This is a genomic window from Limnohabitans sp. Jir72 (genome assembly GCF_003063575.1).
Lineage (GTDB): Bacteria > Pseudomonadota > Gammaproteobacteria > Burkholderiales > Burkholderiaceae_C > Limnohabitans_A.
In genome coordinates this window covers 50,905-67,688 of sequence record NZ_NESC01000003.1, presented here as the reverse complement: position 1 = coordinate 67,688, position 16,784 = coordinate 50,905, and the positions used below count along the sequence as shown (strand labels likewise).

Annotated in this window: 16 protein-coding genes; 6 read left to right on the top strand and 10 right to left on the bottom strand. The window is 60.3% G+C overall.

Annotated elements, in window-relative coordinates; translation table 11 throughout:
* Position 1 precedes the first annotated feature (1 nt).
* Both B9Z52_RS05080 and gpmA read right to left on the bottom strand, forming a co-directional pair.
* On the bottom strand, positions 2-1,456 hold the full coding sequence (locus B9Z52_RS05080) for a S41 family peptidase (RefSeq protein WP_108412768.1): 1,455 nt from the start codon (positions 1,454-1,456) through the stop codon (positions 2-4).
* Positions 1,457-1,580: 124 nt separating this feature from the next.
* A complete protein-coding gene (gene gpmA / locus B9Z52_RS05075; protein WP_108412767.1) occupies positions 1,581-2,318 on the bottom strand; it encodes a 2,3-diphosphoglycerate-dependent phosphoglycerate mutase in 738 nt (245 codons plus the stop codon).
* Positions 2,319-2,432: 114 nt separating this feature from the next.
* Between gpmA and B9Z52_RS05070 the strand changes: the two genes are divergently transcribed.
* The 4 genes from B9Z52_RS05070 to B9Z52_RS05055 all read left to right on the top strand — a co-directional run bounded on the left by B9Z52_RS05070 (position 2,433) and on the right by B9Z52_RS05055 (position 4,708).
* A complete protein-coding gene (locus B9Z52_RS05070) occupies positions 2,433-2,834 on the top strand; it encodes a rhodanese-like domain-containing protein (protein ID WP_108412766.1) in 402 nt (133 codons plus the stop codon).
* 11 nt (positions 2,835-2,845) lie between these two features.
* Positions 2,846-3,106, top strand: coding sequence for a glutaredoxin 3 (gene grxC, locus B9Z52_RS05065; protein ID WP_108412765.1), 261 nt, complete (start codon positions 2,846-2,848; stop codon positions 3,104-3,106).
* Between the two features lie 123 nt (positions 3,107-3,229).
* Positions 3,230-3,691, top strand: coding sequence for a protein-export chaperone SecB (gene secB / locus B9Z52_RS05060; protein WP_108412764.1), 462 nt, complete (start codon positions 3,230-3,232; stop codon positions 3,689-3,691).
* 18 nt (positions 3,692-3,709) lie between these two features.
* Positions 3,710-4,708, top strand: coding sequence for an NAD(P)H-dependent glycerol-3-phosphate dehydrogenase (locus B9Z52_RS05055; protein ID WP_108412763.1), 999 nt, complete (start codon positions 3,710-3,712; stop codon positions 4,706-4,708).
* Between the two features lie 7 nt (positions 4,709-4,715).
* Here B9Z52_RS05055 and B9Z52_RS05050 read toward each other — a convergent pair whose 3' ends face one another.
* The 5 genes from B9Z52_RS05050 to metG all read right to left on the bottom strand — a co-directional run bounded on the left by B9Z52_RS05050 (position 4,716) and on the right by metG (position 10,452).
* Positions 4,716-5,513 (bottom strand): ScpA family protein, encoded by a 798-nt coding sequence (locus tag B9Z52_RS05050; RefSeq protein WP_108412989.1) that lies wholly within the window; start codon positions 5,511-5,513, stop codon positions 4,716-4,718.
* A gap of 103 nt (positions 5,514-5,616) precedes the next feature.
* Complete coding sequence (locus B9Z52_RS05045; RefSeq protein WP_108412762.1) at positions 5,617-5,820, bottom strand: DUF3460 family protein; 204 nt, start codon at positions 5,818-5,820, stop codon at positions 5,617-5,619.
* 69 nt (positions 5,821-5,889) lie between these two features.
* Positions 5,890-7,569, bottom strand: coding sequence for a SulP family inorganic anion transporter (locus tag B9Z52_RS05040; protein ID WP_108412761.1), 1,680 nt, complete (start codon positions 7,567-7,569; stop codon positions 5,890-5,892).
* Between the two features lie 30 nt (positions 7,570-7,599).
* Complete coding sequence (locus B9Z52_RS05035) at positions 7,600-8,337, bottom strand: YoaK family protein (RefSeq protein ID WP_108412760.1); 738 nt, start codon at positions 8,335-8,337, stop codon at positions 7,600-7,602.
* 27 nt (positions 8,338-8,364) lie between these two features.
* A complete protein-coding gene (gene metG / locus B9Z52_RS05030) occupies positions 8,365-10,452 on the bottom strand; it encodes a methionine--tRNA ligase (RefSeq protein WP_108412759.1) in 2,088 nt (695 codons plus the stop codon).
* Here metG and apbC point away from each other — a divergent pair.
* Positions 10,378-11,646 carry an iron-sulfur cluster carrier protein ApbC gene (gene apbC, locus B9Z52_RS05025; RefSeq protein WP_255417790.1) on the top strand — a complete coding sequence of 423 codons (1,269 nt, stop codon included), beginning with the start codon at positions 10,378-10,380 and terminating at the stop codon, positions 11,644-11,646. The genes metG and apbC overlap by 75 nt on opposite strands.
* Before the next feature lie 62 nt (positions 11,647-11,708).
* Here the strand turns inward: apbC and B9Z52_RS05020 are convergent, their stop codons facing one another.
* The 3 genes from B9Z52_RS05020 to B9Z52_RS05010 all read right to left on the bottom strand — a co-directional run bounded on the left by B9Z52_RS05020 (position 11,709) and on the right by B9Z52_RS05010 (position 15,591).
* A complete protein-coding gene (locus B9Z52_RS05020; protein WP_108412757.1) occupies positions 11,709-12,242 on the bottom strand; it encodes a superoxide dismutase family protein in 534 nt (177 codons plus the stop codon).
* A gap of 83 nt (positions 12,243-12,325) precedes the next feature.
* Positions 12,326-13,888: a benzoate-CoA ligase family protein gene (locus B9Z52_RS05015; protein WP_108412756.1), complete on the bottom strand. Its 1,563-nt coding sequence runs from the start codon at positions 13,886-13,888 to the stop codon at positions 12,326-12,328.
* Positions 13,889-14,019: 131 nt separating this feature from the next.
* Positions 14,020-15,591: a 3,4-dehydroadipyl-CoA semialdehyde dehydrogenase gene (locus B9Z52_RS05010; RefSeq protein WP_108412755.1), complete on the bottom strand. Its 1,572-nt coding sequence runs from the start codon at positions 15,589-15,591 to the stop codon at positions 14,020-14,022.
* Positions 15,592-15,782: 191 nt separating this feature from the next.
* Between B9Z52_RS05010 and B9Z52_RS05005 the strand changes: the two genes are divergently transcribed.
* On the top strand, positions 15,783-16,697 hold the full coding sequence (locus B9Z52_RS05005; RefSeq protein ID WP_108412754.1) for a helix-turn-helix transcriptional regulator: 915 nt from the start codon (positions 15,783-15,785) through the stop codon (positions 16,695-16,697).
* Positions 16,698-16,784 lie beyond the last annotated feature (87 nt).

Below are 16,784 nucleotides of genomic sequence, written 5' to 3'. Positions count from 1 at the left end.
ATCAGTTTTCTTTCTTCTCGACTTTTCGCTCTGCCAATGTGGTGCTGGCTTTAACGGGCAAGCCCTTGAGCTGGTTCAGAGCCTGTTGGAGCTGGAAATCTTTGTCCGAGCCAAATTCGGGAAGGCGGCGCTCAGCCGGTGATTTTTTGGCATCTTCTTCGAGTTTTTTCAGGGCCTCTTCGCGTGCTTTTTCACGCTCGGGGTCCAGCTTTTCGTCTTCTTTGCCTTTGCCGTTGGACAGGTGTTTTTGCAGATCGGCTTCGCGGGTGCGCAAGGCGGCAAACAGGTTGCCGTTTTCGGTCTCATCCAGCATCACTTCCGGCACGATGCCTTTGGCCTGGATGGCGCGGCCATTGGGCGTGTAGTAGCGGGCGGTGGTGATCTTGAGCGCCGTGTCAGGGCCCAGTTGGCGCACCGTCTGCACCGAGCCCTTGCCAAAGGTCTGGCTGCCCATCAAGGTGCCGCGTTTGTAGTCTTGCAGGGCACCGGCGACGATTTCGCTGGCCGAAGCAGAGCCTTCGTTGACCAACACCACCAGAGGCACATTCTTGAGCACGCCGCCTGTGGCTTGTGTCAAGCGTTGGATCGGGTCATTGCTTGCGTTGCGACGCCAAAACTGAGGCGAAGCCTTGTAGGTGAATTTGCTTTCTTCGAGTTGGCCGTTGGTGGTCACCACGGTGACGTTCTCAGGCAGGAACGCGGCCGACAAAGCCACGGCAGCGTCGAGCAGGCCACCGGGGTCGTTGCGCAGGTCCAGCACCAAGCCTTTGAGTTGGGGAGATTGCTTGACCATGTCCTCGACCTTGCGGGCAAAGTCTTCCACGGTGCGCTCCTGGAATTGGGACACGCGCACCCAACCGTAGTCGGGCTCAACGAGCTTGGCCTTGACCGATTGCGTCTTGATTTCTTCACGAACGATGGTCACCGGGAAGGTGCGGCTGTCTTCCTTGCGGAAGACGGTCAAAACCACTTTGGTGTTGGGTTCACCACGCATGCGCTTGACGGCGTCGTTCAGCGACAGGCCTTTGACAGCGGTGCTGTCAATCTTGGTGATCAGGTCATTGGTTTTGAGGCCTGCGCGGTCCGCAGGCGACCCTTCTATGGGCGAGACGATCTTGATCAGGCCGTCTTCTTGGCTGATCTCAATGCCCACGCCGACGAACTTGCCGGAGGTGCCTTCGGAAAATTCCTTGAAGCTTTTTTTGTCAAAGTATTGGGAATGAGGGTCCAGACTCGCGACCATGCCGGAGATGGCTTCGGTGATGAGCTTTTTCTCGTCGACCGGCTCAACGTAGTCGCTTTTGACCATGCCAAAAACGGCGGCCAGTTGTTGCAACTCTTCGAGCGGCAATGGCGCCATGTTGCCGCGCGCCACGGTTTGCAGCGACACGGTGGTCAGTGCACCCGCCAACGCACCCACGCTGAGCCAACCGATGATCTTGAGTTTTTGTCCCATATTGCTTGTCTGTTCCCTGTAGGAGATTCGGGTCAATATACACCGCAGGCCCAACCCCTGCAGGGGTAGGCCTGTAATTTCAGGTAAAGATCCAAGGCGACGGTCCAGAGTCACCCCGTGTGACTCAGGCCTTGCCTTGGTTGCCCACAGCCGCTGCTGCTGCCGCTGCTGCGGCGGCATCGCCCAGGTAGTAGTGGCGGATGGGTTTGAGGTTCTCGTCCAGCTCGTACACCAGAGGGATGCCGTTGGGGATGTTCAGGCCCACGATGTCGCTGTCGGAAATGCCGTCCAGGTACTTGATCAAAGCGCGGATCGAGTTGCCGTGCGCTGCGATCAGTACGCGCTTGCCCGCTTTGATGCTCGGGGCGATGCTGTCGTTCCAGGCGGGCAGCACGCGCGCCACGGTGTCTTTGAGGCACTCGGTCAAAGGCACTGCGTCGGCATTGGGGTAGCGGCGGTCGCTGCGCTCGCTGCGGGGGTCGGTGTCTTCCAGTGCCGGTGGCGGCGTGTCGTAGCTGCGGCGCCAGACCAAGACCTGCTCGTCGCCGTACTGCTTGGCCATGTCGGCTTTGTTCAGGCCTTGCAGGCCGCCGTAGTGGCGCTCGTTCAAGCGGTAGTCCTTGACCACGGGCAGCCAGGTGCGGTCCATTTCGTCCAAGGTCAGCCACAGGGTGCGGATGGCGCGCTTGAGCACGGAGGTGTAGCACAGGTCGAAATCCCAGCCTTCGGCCTTGAGCAGCTTGCCGGCCGACATGGCCTGGCTCACGCCAGTGGGGGTCAGGTCCACATCGGTCCAGCCGGTGAAGCGGTTTTCGAGGTTCCAGGTGGATTCGCCGTGGCGGATCAAGACAAGTTTGTACATGGTGAGTGGCAGCAGAGGCTGTGAAAAACAAGGGACAAGGCCGCCATTTTAGAATCGAGGCTTGGCGGCCCGCTGACGGGCCGGTGTTTTGGATGCCTTACAAAGGTTTATTTCGTGAAATTTCTCCTCGATAACTGGATGTTGATCGCCGTGGCCCTGGCCTCTGGTGTGGCCTTGATCGTGCCCGTGCTGGGCAAAGGCTCTGGCCTGAGCCCGCAAGACATGGTGCAGCTGATGAACCGTGAAAAAGCTGTGGTCATCGATGTGTGCGAGCCCGGCGAATTTGCCCAAGGCCATGTGATCGGGGCCAAAAACTTGCCTTTGGGTGACTTGGAAGCCAAGTTGGCCCAAGTGGTCAAGAACAAAGCCACCCCCGTGGTGATGGTTTGCCAAGTGGGTGCCCGCTCGGCCCGCGCCGCTGCCACAGCGCAAAAGCTCGGTTACGACAACGCGCAGTCGCTCGCCGGTGGCCTCAAGGCCTGGCAAGCGGCCAACATGCCTGTCGAAAAAGCCTGAAGGAGTTTCTGATGCAAGCCGTCAAGATGTACACCACCGCTGTTTGCCCCTACTGCATTCGCGCCAAACAGGTGCTCAAGGCCAAGGGGGTCGAGCAGATCGAAGAAATCCGCATCGACCTGGACCCTGCCCAGCGTGATCACATGATGCAAACCACCGGCCGCCGCACGGTGCCGCAAATTTATGTGGGCGACACCCATGTGGGTGGCTGCGACGACCTGATGGCGCTGGACGCCAAGGGTGGACTGGTGCCTTTGCTGCAAGGCGCCTGAAACCCTAGGGGTTTTCACAGGCGGGCTCCTCAAAAAAGAGGGTCTGCCGATCGCGGATAATTCCGCTGTCTCATTTTGGGCAGTCCCTCTTGGTCTGCTCTATTTTTCATCAAGGGAGCCACCATGACCGACATCACCAACACCACTGAAGCCCAAGAGCCTGTTTTCCAGATCCAACGCGTGTACCTGAAGGAAGCTTCGCTGGAGCAACCCAATTCGCCCGCCATCTTGATCGAACAGCAACAACCCAGCGTGGACATTCAGTTGGGCGTGGAAGCCACACCCGTGGCCGATGGCGTGTTTGAAGTGTGCGTGACCGCCACCGTGCACACCAAGATTGCCGACAAGACCGTGTTCCTGGCCGAGTGCAAGCAAGGCGGCATCTTTGAAATCCGCAACGTGCCCGAAGACCAGATGGGCGCCATCATGGGCATCGCTTGCCCTCAGATCGTGTACCCCTACTTGCGCGGCAACGTGGCGGACCTGATCACCCGTGCGGGCTTCCCACCTGTGCACCTGGCCGAGATCAATTTCCAGGCCATGTACGAGCAGCAGCAAGCCCAAGCCGCTGCGACCCAGCAGTAATCTGCAGGGCATTGGCGGATGCGCATCACGGTCATTGGCGCAGGCGCCTGGGGCACCGCCATTGCGATGGCGGCTTGCCGCATCCCTGGCCACGAGGTGCGGCTGCATGCCCGCGATGAGGCGCAAGCCGCAGCCCTGCGTGATCAGGGCCAAAACGCCCGGTACCTGCCGGGCGTGGACTTGCCATCCAGCCTGAACATCCTCAGTGGCCCTTTGGCGCCGCTGGTGGCGCAGGCCCAGGCACAAGACCTTTTCATTGTCGCCACGCCCATGTCGGGCCTGCGCGGCACCTTGCAGGCCTTGCATGCTGTGCCCGGTCCTGTGGCTTGGCTGTGCAAAGGCTTTGAGTCCGGCAGCGGCCTCATGCCGCACGAGGTGCAAGCCCAAATAGCCCCCCATTTGCAAGCCGGTGCCTTGAGCGGTCCGAGCTTTGCTCTGGAGGTGGCGCGCAGCCAGCCCACCGCCCTGGTCGCCGCCAGCAGCCATGCCGCTGTGCGTGATGCGCTGGTGCAAGCCTTCCATGGCTCGGCTCTGCGGGTGTATGCCAACGACGACATCGTGGGCGTGGAAGTGGGCGGAGCCGTCAAAAACGTGCTGGCGATTGCCACTGGCCTGTGCGATGGCCTGGACCTGGGTTTGAACGCCCGTGCCGCCCTCATCACACGCGGCCTGGCCGAGATGACCCGTCTGGGCCTGACCCTGGGTGCCAAGGCCGAGACTTTCATGGGTTTGTCGGGTCTGGGTGACTTGGTGCTGACCGCCACGGGCGATTTGAGCCGCAACCGCAAAGTGGGTCTCTTGTTGGCCCAGGGCCTGAGCCTGGAGCAGGCCGTGGCCTCGCTGGGTCATGTGGCCGAAGGCGTTTACAGCGCCCGCACCGTCTGGCAACGGGCGCAAAGCTTGGGTGTGGACATGCCGATCACCGAAGCGGTGGTGGCTTTGCTGGACGGCCGCCTGCAAGCCCGCGAAGCCGTGCAAGTGCTGATGGGCCGCGGCCCACGCGGCGAATCGGTCTGAGCCCGCCTCAGTTGGGTGTGTAAGCCAGCCGCACGTAGATCGGTGCAAAAGCCTCGGCTTGGGTGATCTCGATCAAGGTTTCCTTGGCCAGTTCCAGCAAGGCGATGAAGGTCACCACCAGCACGGGCACGCCCAAGGTGGGGTCGAACAGGTTTTCAAACTCCACGAACTTGCGGCCTTGCAGGTGCTTGAGCACCATGCTCATGTGTTCACGCACGCTGAGTTCTTCGCGGCTGATCTTGTGGTGCTGGACCAGCTTGGCGCGTTGGATGATGTCGCGCCAGGCCGATTGCAATTCGTTCAGGCTGACATCTGGAAAGCGTGGCTGCAGGCTTTGCTCGATGTAGACCTCGGCCTTGATGAAGTCACGCCCGTATTGCGGGATGGCATTGAGCTGCATGGAGGCCAGTTTCATCTGCTCGTATTCGAGCAGGCGGCGCACCAGTTCGGCACGTGGGTCTTCGGCTTCTTCGCCTTCGGCCACTTTCTTAGGGGGCAGCAGCATGCGCGATTTGATCTCGATCAGCATGGCCGCCATCAGCAGGTATTCGGCAGCCAGCTCCAGGTTGTGCTGGCGGATTTCATCGACATAGTTCAAATATTGGCGTGTCACGCCCGCCATGGGGATGTCGAGGATGTTGAAGTTCTGCTTGCGGATCAAATACAGCAGCAAGTCCAGCGGGCCCTCAAAGGCCTCCAGAAACACCTCCAGTGCATCCGGGGGGATGTACAGGTCTGTGGGCATCGAAAACAAGGGCTCACCATACAGGCGGGCCAAGGCCACTTGGTCCACCACCTGCGGCATGGGCGCAGTCGTGCTGTCCAAGGGTTGAGGAAGTTCGTTGATTTCGGCGCTCACGGGTGTCGATGTCAAAGTGCCACGGGCTCAAGCGCCTGTGGTTGCGTCATCAGGCCAGAGTTTGGTAGACGTACGGCTTTTGCGGCACCCGACCTGCCTTGAAGGCTTGCTGCTCGTCGCGGCTCAGTGACTTGTCCCATAGCAGGGCGCGGCCTTCTTGCTGCTGGGCGTCCAGTTCGGGCTGCTGGGCTTTGAGCTGGTTGATGAACTGGGTGGTGTCTGACTGGTAGTCGGGGCGGCGAAAAATGGACATGGTGTTTTTTCTCAATAAAGCAAAGGCGGTTGACTGGCGCTGAGCCCGTCAAACCGTTGACACTCCATTTTACCGGTCAGGTTGGTTCGCCAGGCTGACGGCGAGCGCCAAGCCTGCAGGCAAGTTGGCTTCCAGTTGACCATCCAAGTGTTCTATCAGACCACTGCGTTGCGCAATGTCCAGGGGTTGGTGCAGCAGCCCGCAAATGATCAGATGCACTTGTTTCTTGCGGCAGGTGTGGATCAGGCTCATCAAGGCATCCGCGCCCGATGAGTCGATGTAAATCACGTTCTTCAGATCGATCACCAAGATGGGGCAGGTCAATTGGTCTTCGATCTCTTCGATCAATGTCACTGCGCCAAAGAACAAGGCACCATACAAGCGCCAGGCTTGTATGCGTGTGCCGTAGCCTGCCAGACTGGCGTGCTCAATGTGGCTGACGGCTTCGCTGCGACTCAGGCTGGAGATTCTGTAGATGAAGGTCAGACAGGCCGCCACCAAACCAAATTCGACAGCCACGGTCAAGTCAAAAACCACGGTGAGAAAAAACACCGCCAGCAAGGTGGCCCGGTAAGGCGTGCGATATTGGCGCAGCAGCAAGAACTCGCGCCATTCGCCCATGTTCCAAGCAACAAACATCAAGATGGCAGCCAAGGCAGGCAGGGGAATGTGCCCAGCCAAGGGCGCGGCGATCATCACCACACCCAACAAGGTCAGTGCATGCACCATGCCGGCAACGGGGCTGGTGCCGCCGCTTTTGATATTGGTGACCGTGCGTGCGATCGTGCCGGTCGCAGGCATGCCGCCAAAGAAAGGTGTGATGAAGTTGGCCACGCCCTGAGCCATCAATTCTTGATTCGGGTTGTGGCGATCTTGCGCCATGCTGTCGGCGATCCGTGCGCACAGCAGTGATTCGATGGCACCCAGCAAAGCGAGCGTGAACGTGGGCATGATCAGAAAACGGGCACTGTCCCAGCTGAAATCAGGCCAATGGAACGTCGGTAAGGTGGCCGGGATCCCGCCAAATTTGCTGCCAATGGTTTCAACGGGCAATGACAAAGCCGAGGTGGCGATGGTTGCAAAAAGCAAAGCAATGATGGAGCCAGGCACCATGCTCAGCCATTGGTAAGGCGTCTCCAGCAGACGCCGACCAAGCCGCATCCAACCCACCAAGAGTGACAAGGAGCCCAGTGCGACCAGCAAAGCCGCCAAATTGATGCTGTTGAGGTGGCTGCTCAAGGCATTGAGGATGCCAAAAAAGTCCGCTGGCATGGTCAGCACTTTGAGACCCAGAAAATCCTTGACTTGAGACAGCATGATCAGCACGGCGATGCCGTTGGTGAATCCGATCACCACTGCAACGGGGATGAATCGTATCAAGCTGCCGAGTCGAAACAACCCCATCAAAAACAGCAAGATGCCCGACATGGCTGTTGCCAAGATCAGGTTGGCCAGGCCATAGCGCTCAAGGATGCCATAGACGATCACGATGAAGGCACCCGCTGGGCCGCCAATTTGTACCCGACTGCCCCCCAATGCTGAGATGAGAAAACCTGCAATGATGGCAGTGAACAGGCCTGCTTCAGGCTTGAGCCCGGAGGCGATGGCAAAAGCCATGGCCAAGGGCAAGGCGACGATACCGACGGTGATGCCTGCCGCCACGTCTCGTGCCAGCTGCTGACGGGTGTAGCCGTGAAAACTGTCCAGCAAACGGGGTCTGAAAAAATGAGTTGCTTGCATCCGGTTCATGCACGGTCGTGGAAGAGGTGGTCATGAAAATTATGCGCCATGCTGGTGCCAGTCATCCAACAAAGGACGCAGACCCAGCAGCCACAGCAAGCCCGCCAGCGGGATGGTGGTGACATATCCCAGGTGATTGAACCCCCAAGCTCCAATCAAGCCGCCTGCGATGAATCCGACCACCAGATACCCTTGCACGCGCAAACGATCCTGATTGGCCCGCACGGGTGATGTGCTGTGCAATCGGTTGAAGTAAACCATTTTGCCCAGCTCAATTCCGATGTCGGTGACCAAACCTGTGATGTGGGTGGTACGGATTTCGGCTTTGGATATTTTCGTGATCACGGCGTTTTGCAAGCCCATGATGAAGCACAACAGCACAACGGTAATGGGCATGAAGATTGGTGAATGGGCGTTGATGGCTGCACCAAAAAGACCAAAGACCAGCAGTGCAAATGACTCCAGCATCAAGGGCAAACTGTAGCTGCTGCGCAAATGCTGGCGCAGCCCCCAGTTGACCATGATGGCCGTGCACATGGCCCCCAGTACAAAAGCCATCAGGCAAGTGATGCCCGCCAGTGCCAGCCCCAGTTGACCCAGCACCAGATCGTCAGCAATCGATGAAACGATGCCTGTCATGTGGGATGTGTAACGCCCTACAGCCAAAAAGCCACCGGCATTGGTGGCACCCGCCACAAAGCTCAACACCAGCCCCAGGCGCAAATTGGCTTGGGGGCTTCGCTGCACATCGGTCCAACCTCGGATCAAGGGAAACATGTGCAGGGACTTTCTGAGAAATGCAGATCAGTGGATCCGCATGCCGGGCTTGGCACCGGGCCAGGGGTGCAGCACATGGATGCCGGGCTCGGCTTTTTCGTCGGCGTGGCTGGCGGCCAGCACCATGCCTTCTGACACGCCAAACTTCATCTTGCGCGGGGCCAGGTTGGCCACCATCACCGTGAGCTTGCCAATCAGGTCTTCGGGTTTGTACATGCTGGCGATGCCGCTGAACACATTGCGCATGCGGCCTTCGCCCACATCCAGCGTCAGGCGCAGCAGCTTGACCGAGCCTTCCACCGGTTCGCAGTTCACGATCTGGGCGATGCGCAGATCGACCTTGGCAAAGTCGTCGATGGAAATCGTCGGGGCGATCTCTTCGCCGCCTGGGATCAGCTTTTCTTCGACCACGGCCGGTGGCTCGAACAGGGCGTCGAGTTGTTCGGGGGTGACGCGTTGCATCAGGTGCTGGTAGGCGTTGATGGCGTGGCCCGCGCCCAGCAGGCTTTGTGCCTGGGCAAAGTTGAAGGGCGCGACATTCAGAAAGGCCTCGACCTGTGTGGCCAGCGCTGGCAAGACGGGCTTGAGCTGCAGCGTGAGCAGACGGAAGGCTTCGATGCAGGCTGTGCATGCATCGTGCAGGCGCGTTTCCTGGCCTTCTTGCTTGGCCAGTTCCCACGGTTTGTTTTGGTCCACATAGGCGTTGACCCTGTCGGTCAGCAGCATGATTTCGCGCAGGGCTTTGCCGTATTCGCGTTCTTCATAAAACGCGGCGATGCCGGGCGTGGCCGCTTGCAGCGCAGCCAGCAGCGCCTGGCCATCGGCACTCACAGTGCCCAATTGACCCTCAAAGCGCTTGGCGATGAAGCCGGCCGAGCGCGAAGCGATGTTGACGAACTTGCCAATCAAGTCGCTGTTGACGCGGGCCATGAAGTCTTCGGCGTTGAAGTCGATGTCTTCGTTGCGCCCCGACAGCTTGGCGGCCAGGTAGTAGCGCAGCCACTCGGGGTTCATGCCCAGGCTCAGGTACTTGAGCGGGTCCAAGCCCGTGCCCCGGCTCTTGCTCATTTTTTCGCCGTTGTTCACCGTCAGGAAGCCGTGCACGTTCACCTTGTTGGGCGTCTTGCGGCCACTGAAGTGCAGCATGGCGGGCCAGAACAAGGTGTGGAAAGTGACGATGTCCTTGCCGATGAAATGGATCTGCTCCAGATCCGGGTTGGCCATGTAGGCGTCGTAGTCTTCGCCGCGCTTGTCCAGCAGGTTTTTGAGCGATGCAAGGTAGCCTACAGGCGCGTCCAGCCACACATAAAAGTACTTGCCCGGCGCATCGGGGATTTCGATGCCAAAGTAAGGCGCATCGCGCGAGATGTCCCAGTCGCCCAGGCCTTCGCTGGTCGAGCCGTCGGGGTTGGTGCGCACGCTGAACCATTCCTTGACCTTGTTGGCCACCTCGGGCTGCAGCTTGCCGTCCTGGGTCCATTGGGTCAAAAATTCAACGCAGCGTGGGTCGGACAGCTTGAAGAAGAAGTGCTCAGAGGTTTTCAGCTCGGGCTTGGCACCCGACAGGGTCGAGAACGGGTTGATCAGGTCGGTGGGGGCATAGACCGCGCCGCACACCTCGCAGTTGTCACCGTACTGGTCTTTGGCGTGGCACTTGGGGCACTCGCCTTTGATGAAACGGTCGGGCAGGAACATGTTCTTGGCCGGGTCAAAGAACTGCTCCACGGCGCGCACCTCGATCAGCGAGCCGCCGTCGGCAGCCGAAATGTCGCGCAGGTCGCGGTAAATCTGGCGGGCCAGCTCGTGGTTCTCGGGCGCGTCGGTGCTGTGCCAGTTGTCAAAAGCGATGTGAAAGCCGTCCAAATAAGGCTTGCGGCCCGCAGCGATGTCGGCCACGAACTGTTGGGGTGTTTTGCCGGCCTTCTCGGCGGCGATCATGATCGGCGCGCCGTGGGTGTCGTCTGCGCCCACAAAGTTGACTTGGCTGCCCTGCATGCGTTGGAACCGCACCCAGATGTCGGCCTGGATGTATTCCATGATGTGGCCGATGTGGAAGTTGCCATTGGCGTAGGGCAAGGCGGTGGTGACAAAAAGCTGGCGTGTGGGGGCAGACATGGTGGGACGACTTGTAGGGGAATCAGCGATTTTAGAGGGTGCAAGGGGCCGTTGTCGGTAAACTGCGCCCCATCTCTTAGACAGCGCAGAAAGCATCCGAACCCCATGGCGACCACCGAACAACTCCTGCAAGCCCTGCAAACCGTCATCGACCCGAACACCGGCAAAGATTTCGTCTCGACCAAAGCCCTGAAAAACCTCACCGTTGAAGGCGGTGATGTGGCCTTTGACGTAGAGCTGGGTTACCCGGCCAAGAGCCAGATCCCGGCCTTGCGCCAGGCCTTGATTGCTGCGGCCAAAGGCGTGGCCGGCGTGAGCAATGTGTCGGCCAATGTGACGAGCCGGATCGTGGCCCATGCCGCTCAGCGCGGCGTGGCGCTGCTGCCACAGGTGAAAAACATCGTGGCCGTGGCCTCGGGCAAGGGTGGCGTGGGCAAAAGCACCACCGCCGTCAACTTGGCGCTGGCGCTGGCCGCCGAGGGTGCCAAGGTGGGCCTGCTGGACGCCGACATTTACGGACCCAGCCAGCCCATGATGATGGGCATCGAAGGCCGCCCCGAGAGCGAAGACGGCCAGACCATGGAGCCCATGGAAAACTATGGCGTGCAGGTCATGTCCATCGGTTTTCTGGTGGACCAAGACGAAGCCATGATCTGGCGCGGCCCCATGGCCACCCAGGCGCTGGAGCAGTTGCTGCGCCAGACCAATTGGAAAGAGCTCGATTATTTGATCGTCGACATGCCGCCCGGCACCGGCGACATCCAGCTGACGCTCAGCCAGCGCGTGCCCATGACCGGTGCGGTCATCGTGACCACGCCGCAGGACATCGCCCTGCTGGACGCCAAGAAGGGCATCAAGATGTTTGAAAAAGTCGGTGTGCCGATTTTGGGTCTGGTGGAGAACATGGCCGTGCACGTGTGCACGAACTGCGGCCATGTGGAGCACATCTTTGGCGCCGATGGCGGCAAGAAAATGGCCGCCGAATACGGCATGGACTACCTGGGTGCTTTGCCCCTGAACATGCAGATCCGTCTGCAGGCCGATAACGGCAAGCCCACCGTGGTGTCCGACCCCGAGGGCGAAGTGGCCCAGATCTACAAGGCCGTGGCCCGTCAGGTCGCGATCAAGATCGCGGCCAAGGCCAAGGACTTTTCCAGCAAGTTCCCCAGCATCAAAATCAGCAAAGACACCTGAGTTTCAGCCAAAGGCCTGCATATGTCAGGCGCTGTTCCTGATCGCGACTCGTCTGGACGTGTTCAGTTGCGTGTGATGACGGCGCAAGCAATGCGTGGTCCTGAATTGCCTGTGGGCTGGGTCTGAAAATCATCAGGATCGCGATGCACGATCAGGCCTCTGCCCACCACATCGGGGGCACCATTGCCAATGGTGAGTGTGCTGGTCTCGAAGGTAAAGCGTGCTACGCCCTGAGCATCGGCGACAAGACTGGGCAGGTCGCCGATGTGGTGAGCTCCTTGGCCGTGGGCACCGTGTGCTTGCCCCGTAGGATTGAAGTGCCCACCAGTGCTCATGCCATCGCCACTGGAACAGTCACCCTTTTCGTGTATGTGAAAGCCATGCGTCTTGCCAGGCACCAGGCCGCGCACTTCGCCACTGATGCGCACACGATCTGCCAGTGACACAAACTTCACCTGACCACTGGTGTTGTTGCCTTGCGTAGGCTGCAGCATGGCTCTGGCACTTGGTCCAGCACCCAAATCCAGATGCGTGCACGCGGACAGCAGTGCAAGGCCAGCGGTGCTGCATGCGATGGTTTTGACAAAACGCTTCATGGTGTTCTCCTCCCGTCGTGGGTCAGTGGGTGACAGATTCGAGGAGCATACTTTATAAAATTTATTTGTATTATTTTTTGTGCTTAACGTGTCTTTTCCAGGTCGCGTAAACGGAAGCGCTGGATTTTGCCCGTGGCGGTCTTGGGCAACTCGGCCACAAACTCGATGAAGCGTGGGTACTTGTAGGGCGCCAGGCGCTCTTTCACAAAGGCTTTGACTTCCTCTTGCGTCAGGTTCTGACCGGCTTTGAGCACGATGAAGGCCTTGGTCTTGGTCAGGCCGTCGGTGTCTTCCTTGCCGATCACAGCCGCTTCCAAAATGGCCGGGTGCTGCACCAGTGTGGCTTCGACTTCAAACGGCGAGACATAAATGCCGCTGACCTTGAGCATGTCGTCATTGCGGCCCGCGTAGGTGTAGTAACCGTCGGGGTCGCGGGTGTACTTGTCGCCGCTCTTGGTCCACACGCCTTGGAAGGTGTCGCGGGTCTTTTCGCGGTTGTTCCAATACATCAAGGCGCTGCTGGGGCCCTGGATGTACAGGTCGCCGATCTCGTTGTGCCCGGTGACCACGCTGCCGTCTTCGTTGCGCAACTGGACTTCGTAGCCGGGCACGGCTTTGCCGGTCGTGCCGTAACGCACGTCGCCGGGGCGGTTGGACAAAAAGACGTGCAGCATTTCTGTGGAGCCGATGCCGTCGATGATTTCGCAACCGAAGTGGGCTGTCCAGCGCTCGCCAATGTCACGCGGCAGCGCTTCACCCGCCGACGAGCACAGGCGCAGCGCGACCTGTTTTTTGGCGGGCAGATCAGGGCTGGCCAGCATGCCGCCGTAGCCGGTGGGGGCACCATAAAAGACGGTGGGCTGGTGGTCGACCAGGCGCTTGAAGGTCGCTTGTGGGGTGGGGCGCTCGGCCATCAGCACCACGCTGGCGCCCACGCTCAAGGGGAAAGTCAGTGCGTTGCCCAGGCCATAAGCAAAGAACAGCTTGGCGGCCGAGAACACCACATCGCTTTCGCGCAACGCCAGCACGTTTTTGCCATACAGCTCGGCGGTCCAGTACAGGTTGCCTTGGCTGTGCACGGTGCCCTTGGGTTTGCCGGTGGAGCCCGACGAGTACAGCCAGAAAGCCGGTTCATCGGCCAGTGTTTGCGCGGGCAGCACTGGGGTGTTTTGTGCCACGACATCGGCCATGTGGAGTTGGCCTTGCGCCAAAGCACCGGTGGGGCGTGACACCACCACATGCTTCACTTCGGTCTTGCCCAAGTCCAAGGCGGCTTGCAAGGTGGGCAACAAGGCCCCCGACACCAAAGCGGCTTGGGCGCGGCTGTTGCTCAGCATGAAGGCGTAGTCTTCGGCCGTGAGCAGCGTGTTGACGGCCACGGGCACCACGCCCGCATAGAGCGAGCCCAAAAAGGCTACCACCCAGTCGCTGCTGTCTTGCATCAGCAAGAGCACGCGTTCTTCGCGCTTGAGGCCCAGCGCTTGCAGGCCGCCTGCAAAGCGGCGGATCTGCTCGGTCAGCGCGCCATAGGTCAGCGAACCCACATCGTCGATCAGGGCGGTTTTGGCACTGCGCCCTGCGTTGGTGGCGATCAGGTGCTGCGCAAAGTTGAAGTCGGTGCTTGGGGCATTCACGGGCTGCGTCATGTTTGTCTCCTTGGGGGCTCAGTGTTTTTCAAATGGTTTGATTTTGCAAATCTTCTGTAGGAGCCGCGCCCTCGCGGCGATGCGCCTGCAGAGGCGTTTTCGCCGCGATGGCGCGGCTCCTACAAGTGCGTTCAGAGGGCCAGTTTGCCGCCTTGGGCTGCCAGCACGTCCAGGGCCAGCGAGCTGCCTTGCACCGCTGTGCGGCGGTGGTAGAAGTTCAGCGCCCGCAAGCCACCCAACTCTTCGCCGCCACCGGCGCGGCCGGGGCCGCCGTGCAGGCTCATGGGCATCACGTTGCCGTGGCCGCTGTGCAGGGCCGCCACATCGGGCGAAATGGCATGTACACGACCGTGGCTGCTGGCCAGCTCGATGGAAGCCTGAGCGGTGAAGGCGGGGTCTTCGCTGTAGACCGAGCAGACCAGCGAGCCTTCGCCGCGGCGGATCATGGCGTAGGCCTCGTCGATGCTGTCGTACGGCATCAGGGTGGACACGGGGCCAAACACCTCGACCGCGTGCAGTACCTTGGCTGTCATGGGCGACTCGGTGCCCAGCAGCACCGGGGCCACGCAAGCGCTGTTGGCGTCGGCATCGATCAGTGCGGCACTGTTGCCGTCGAACAAAACGGTGGCTTCGGTTTTCAGCAGTGTCAGGCCCGCCAGCACGCTGGCTTTTTGTTCCTGACTGACCAATGCACCCATGCGCACGGTCTCGTTGCGCGGGTTGCCCACGGTGGTTTTGGCCAGGCGCGCACCAATGGCGTCTGCGGCGGCTTTGTACAAGGCGCGGGGCACAAAGATCCGGCGGATCGCGGTGCATTTCTGGCCCGATTTGACGGTCATCTCGCGGACGACTTCGGCCACCAGCAGCTTGAAGGCTTCGCTGTCTGCGGTGGCTGCAGGCGAGAGCAGGGCGCTGTTCAGGCTGTCGGCCTCGATGTTGCAGCGCACCGACAGCTCGGTTACGGCACGGTGGCTGCGGATGATCTTGCCCGTCTCGGCCGAGCCGGTGAAGCTGACCACGTCAAAAGCTTGCAGCTGGTCCATCAGTCCTGCGGAGGAGCCGCAGATGACCGACAGGGCGCCCACAGGCAGCACGCCCGCATCGACCACGTCTTTGACCATGCGCTGGGTCAGCCAAGCGGTGGCCGTGGCGGGTTTGATGATGACGGGCACGCCCGCGAGCAGGGCCGGGGCGGCTTTTTCCCACAGGCCCCAGCTGGGGAAGTTGAAGGCGTTGATGAACAGCGCCACGCCGCGTGTGGGCACCTGGATGTGTTGGGTCTGAAAAGCCGGGTCTTTGGCCATGCGGATGCGCTCGCCGTCGAGCAGCAGTGTGGCGTCGCCCAGGGCAGCGCCCTGCTTGGCGTAGTAGCCCAGGGTGAAGATCGCGCCGTCGATGTCTACGCCCGAGTCCTTGGCCACGGTGCCGCTGTTGGCCGTGGCGATCTCGTAGTAGGCGTCTCGGTTGGCTTGCAGCACTTCCACGATCTTGTTCAGCAATGCAGCGCGCTGGCCGTAGCTCAGGGCACGCAGGGCAGCGCCGCCTTGCTCGCGGGCAAAGGCAAAGCCTTCGGCCAGGTCGATGCCGCTGCTGGACACGCGGGCCAGCTCGGTGCCCAGCACCGGGTCGAACATCGGCGTGCCTGCGCCGTTGCCGGTTTGCCAGCGGCCTGCGAAGAAGTTGGGGAGCAATGCGGTGGTCATGGGGAACTTTCCAAGGGTTGTGAGGGGGCACATGCATTGGCATGCACAAAAAAACTGTTCTTGCTGTCCAGTTGGCGGTATAAACAGAGGTTGATGCACTATTGTGCTTGCCCGCTAGTATGCAATAAAGTGCATGTTTTGGGTTCGTTGAAATTTAAGGGTTTTCCCTTGCCTTTGATCCAAGGTCCAACATGACAAGTCAAGAGTCCACCTTGATGGAACCGTCCGAGTCGGAGACAAAACGCAGCCCCTTTCTGGAGGCGCTGGGCGAGCGCGTGCGCACCCTGCGTTCGCGTCAGGGCATGACGCGCCGCGCTGTGGCGGTGGCCGCCGATGTGTCTGAGCGCCATCTGGCCAATCTGGAATACGGCACGGGCAATGTGTCGGTGCTGGTGCTGCTGCAAGTGGCCAGCGCTTTGCAGTGTTCGCTGGCCGAGTTGCTGGGTGATGTGACCACCAGCTCGCCCGAGTGGCTGCTGATCCGCGAGTTGCTCTCCAAGCGCAGTGAGGCCGATTTGCGCCGCGCCCGCGTGCAGCTGAGCGACATGTTTGGCGAAGGCGGCAATGCGCAAGAGCGCAAGAACCGCATTGCCTTGATTGGCTTGCGCGGTGCGGGCAAAACCGCGCTGGGCCAGCGCCTGGCCGACGACATGGGCTTTCCCTTCATCGAGCTCAGCCGCGAGATCGAGCAGTTTGCTGGCTGCCAGATCAGCGAAATCCACAACCTGTATGGCGCCAATGCCTACCGCCGTTACGAGCGCCGAGCACTCGAAGAGGCCATTCAAATTTACCCCGAAGTGGTGATCGCCACCCCGGGCGGCTTGGTGTCGGATTCGGCCAACTTAAATGTGTTGCTCTCGCACTGCACCACCGTGTGGCTGCAGGCCGACGCGGTCGACCACATGGGCCGCGTGGCCGCGCAAGGCGACATGCGCCCCATGGCCGCCAGCCGAGAGGCGATGGAAGACCTCAAACGCATTCTGGAAGGGCGCTCGGCCTTCTATTCCAAGGCCGACATGGCCATCAACACCAGCGGCCGCACCGAAGACCAAGCCTTTGAGGCCTTGCGTACTTCGGTTCGCCAGCATCTGGCCATGCCCGCGTGAGGCCGGGCGAAGATGTTCAATTCCTAGGGTAAATACTTAGTAAATGCATTAAAGTGCATATTGATGGCGGGCAAGGTCTGCACTAAA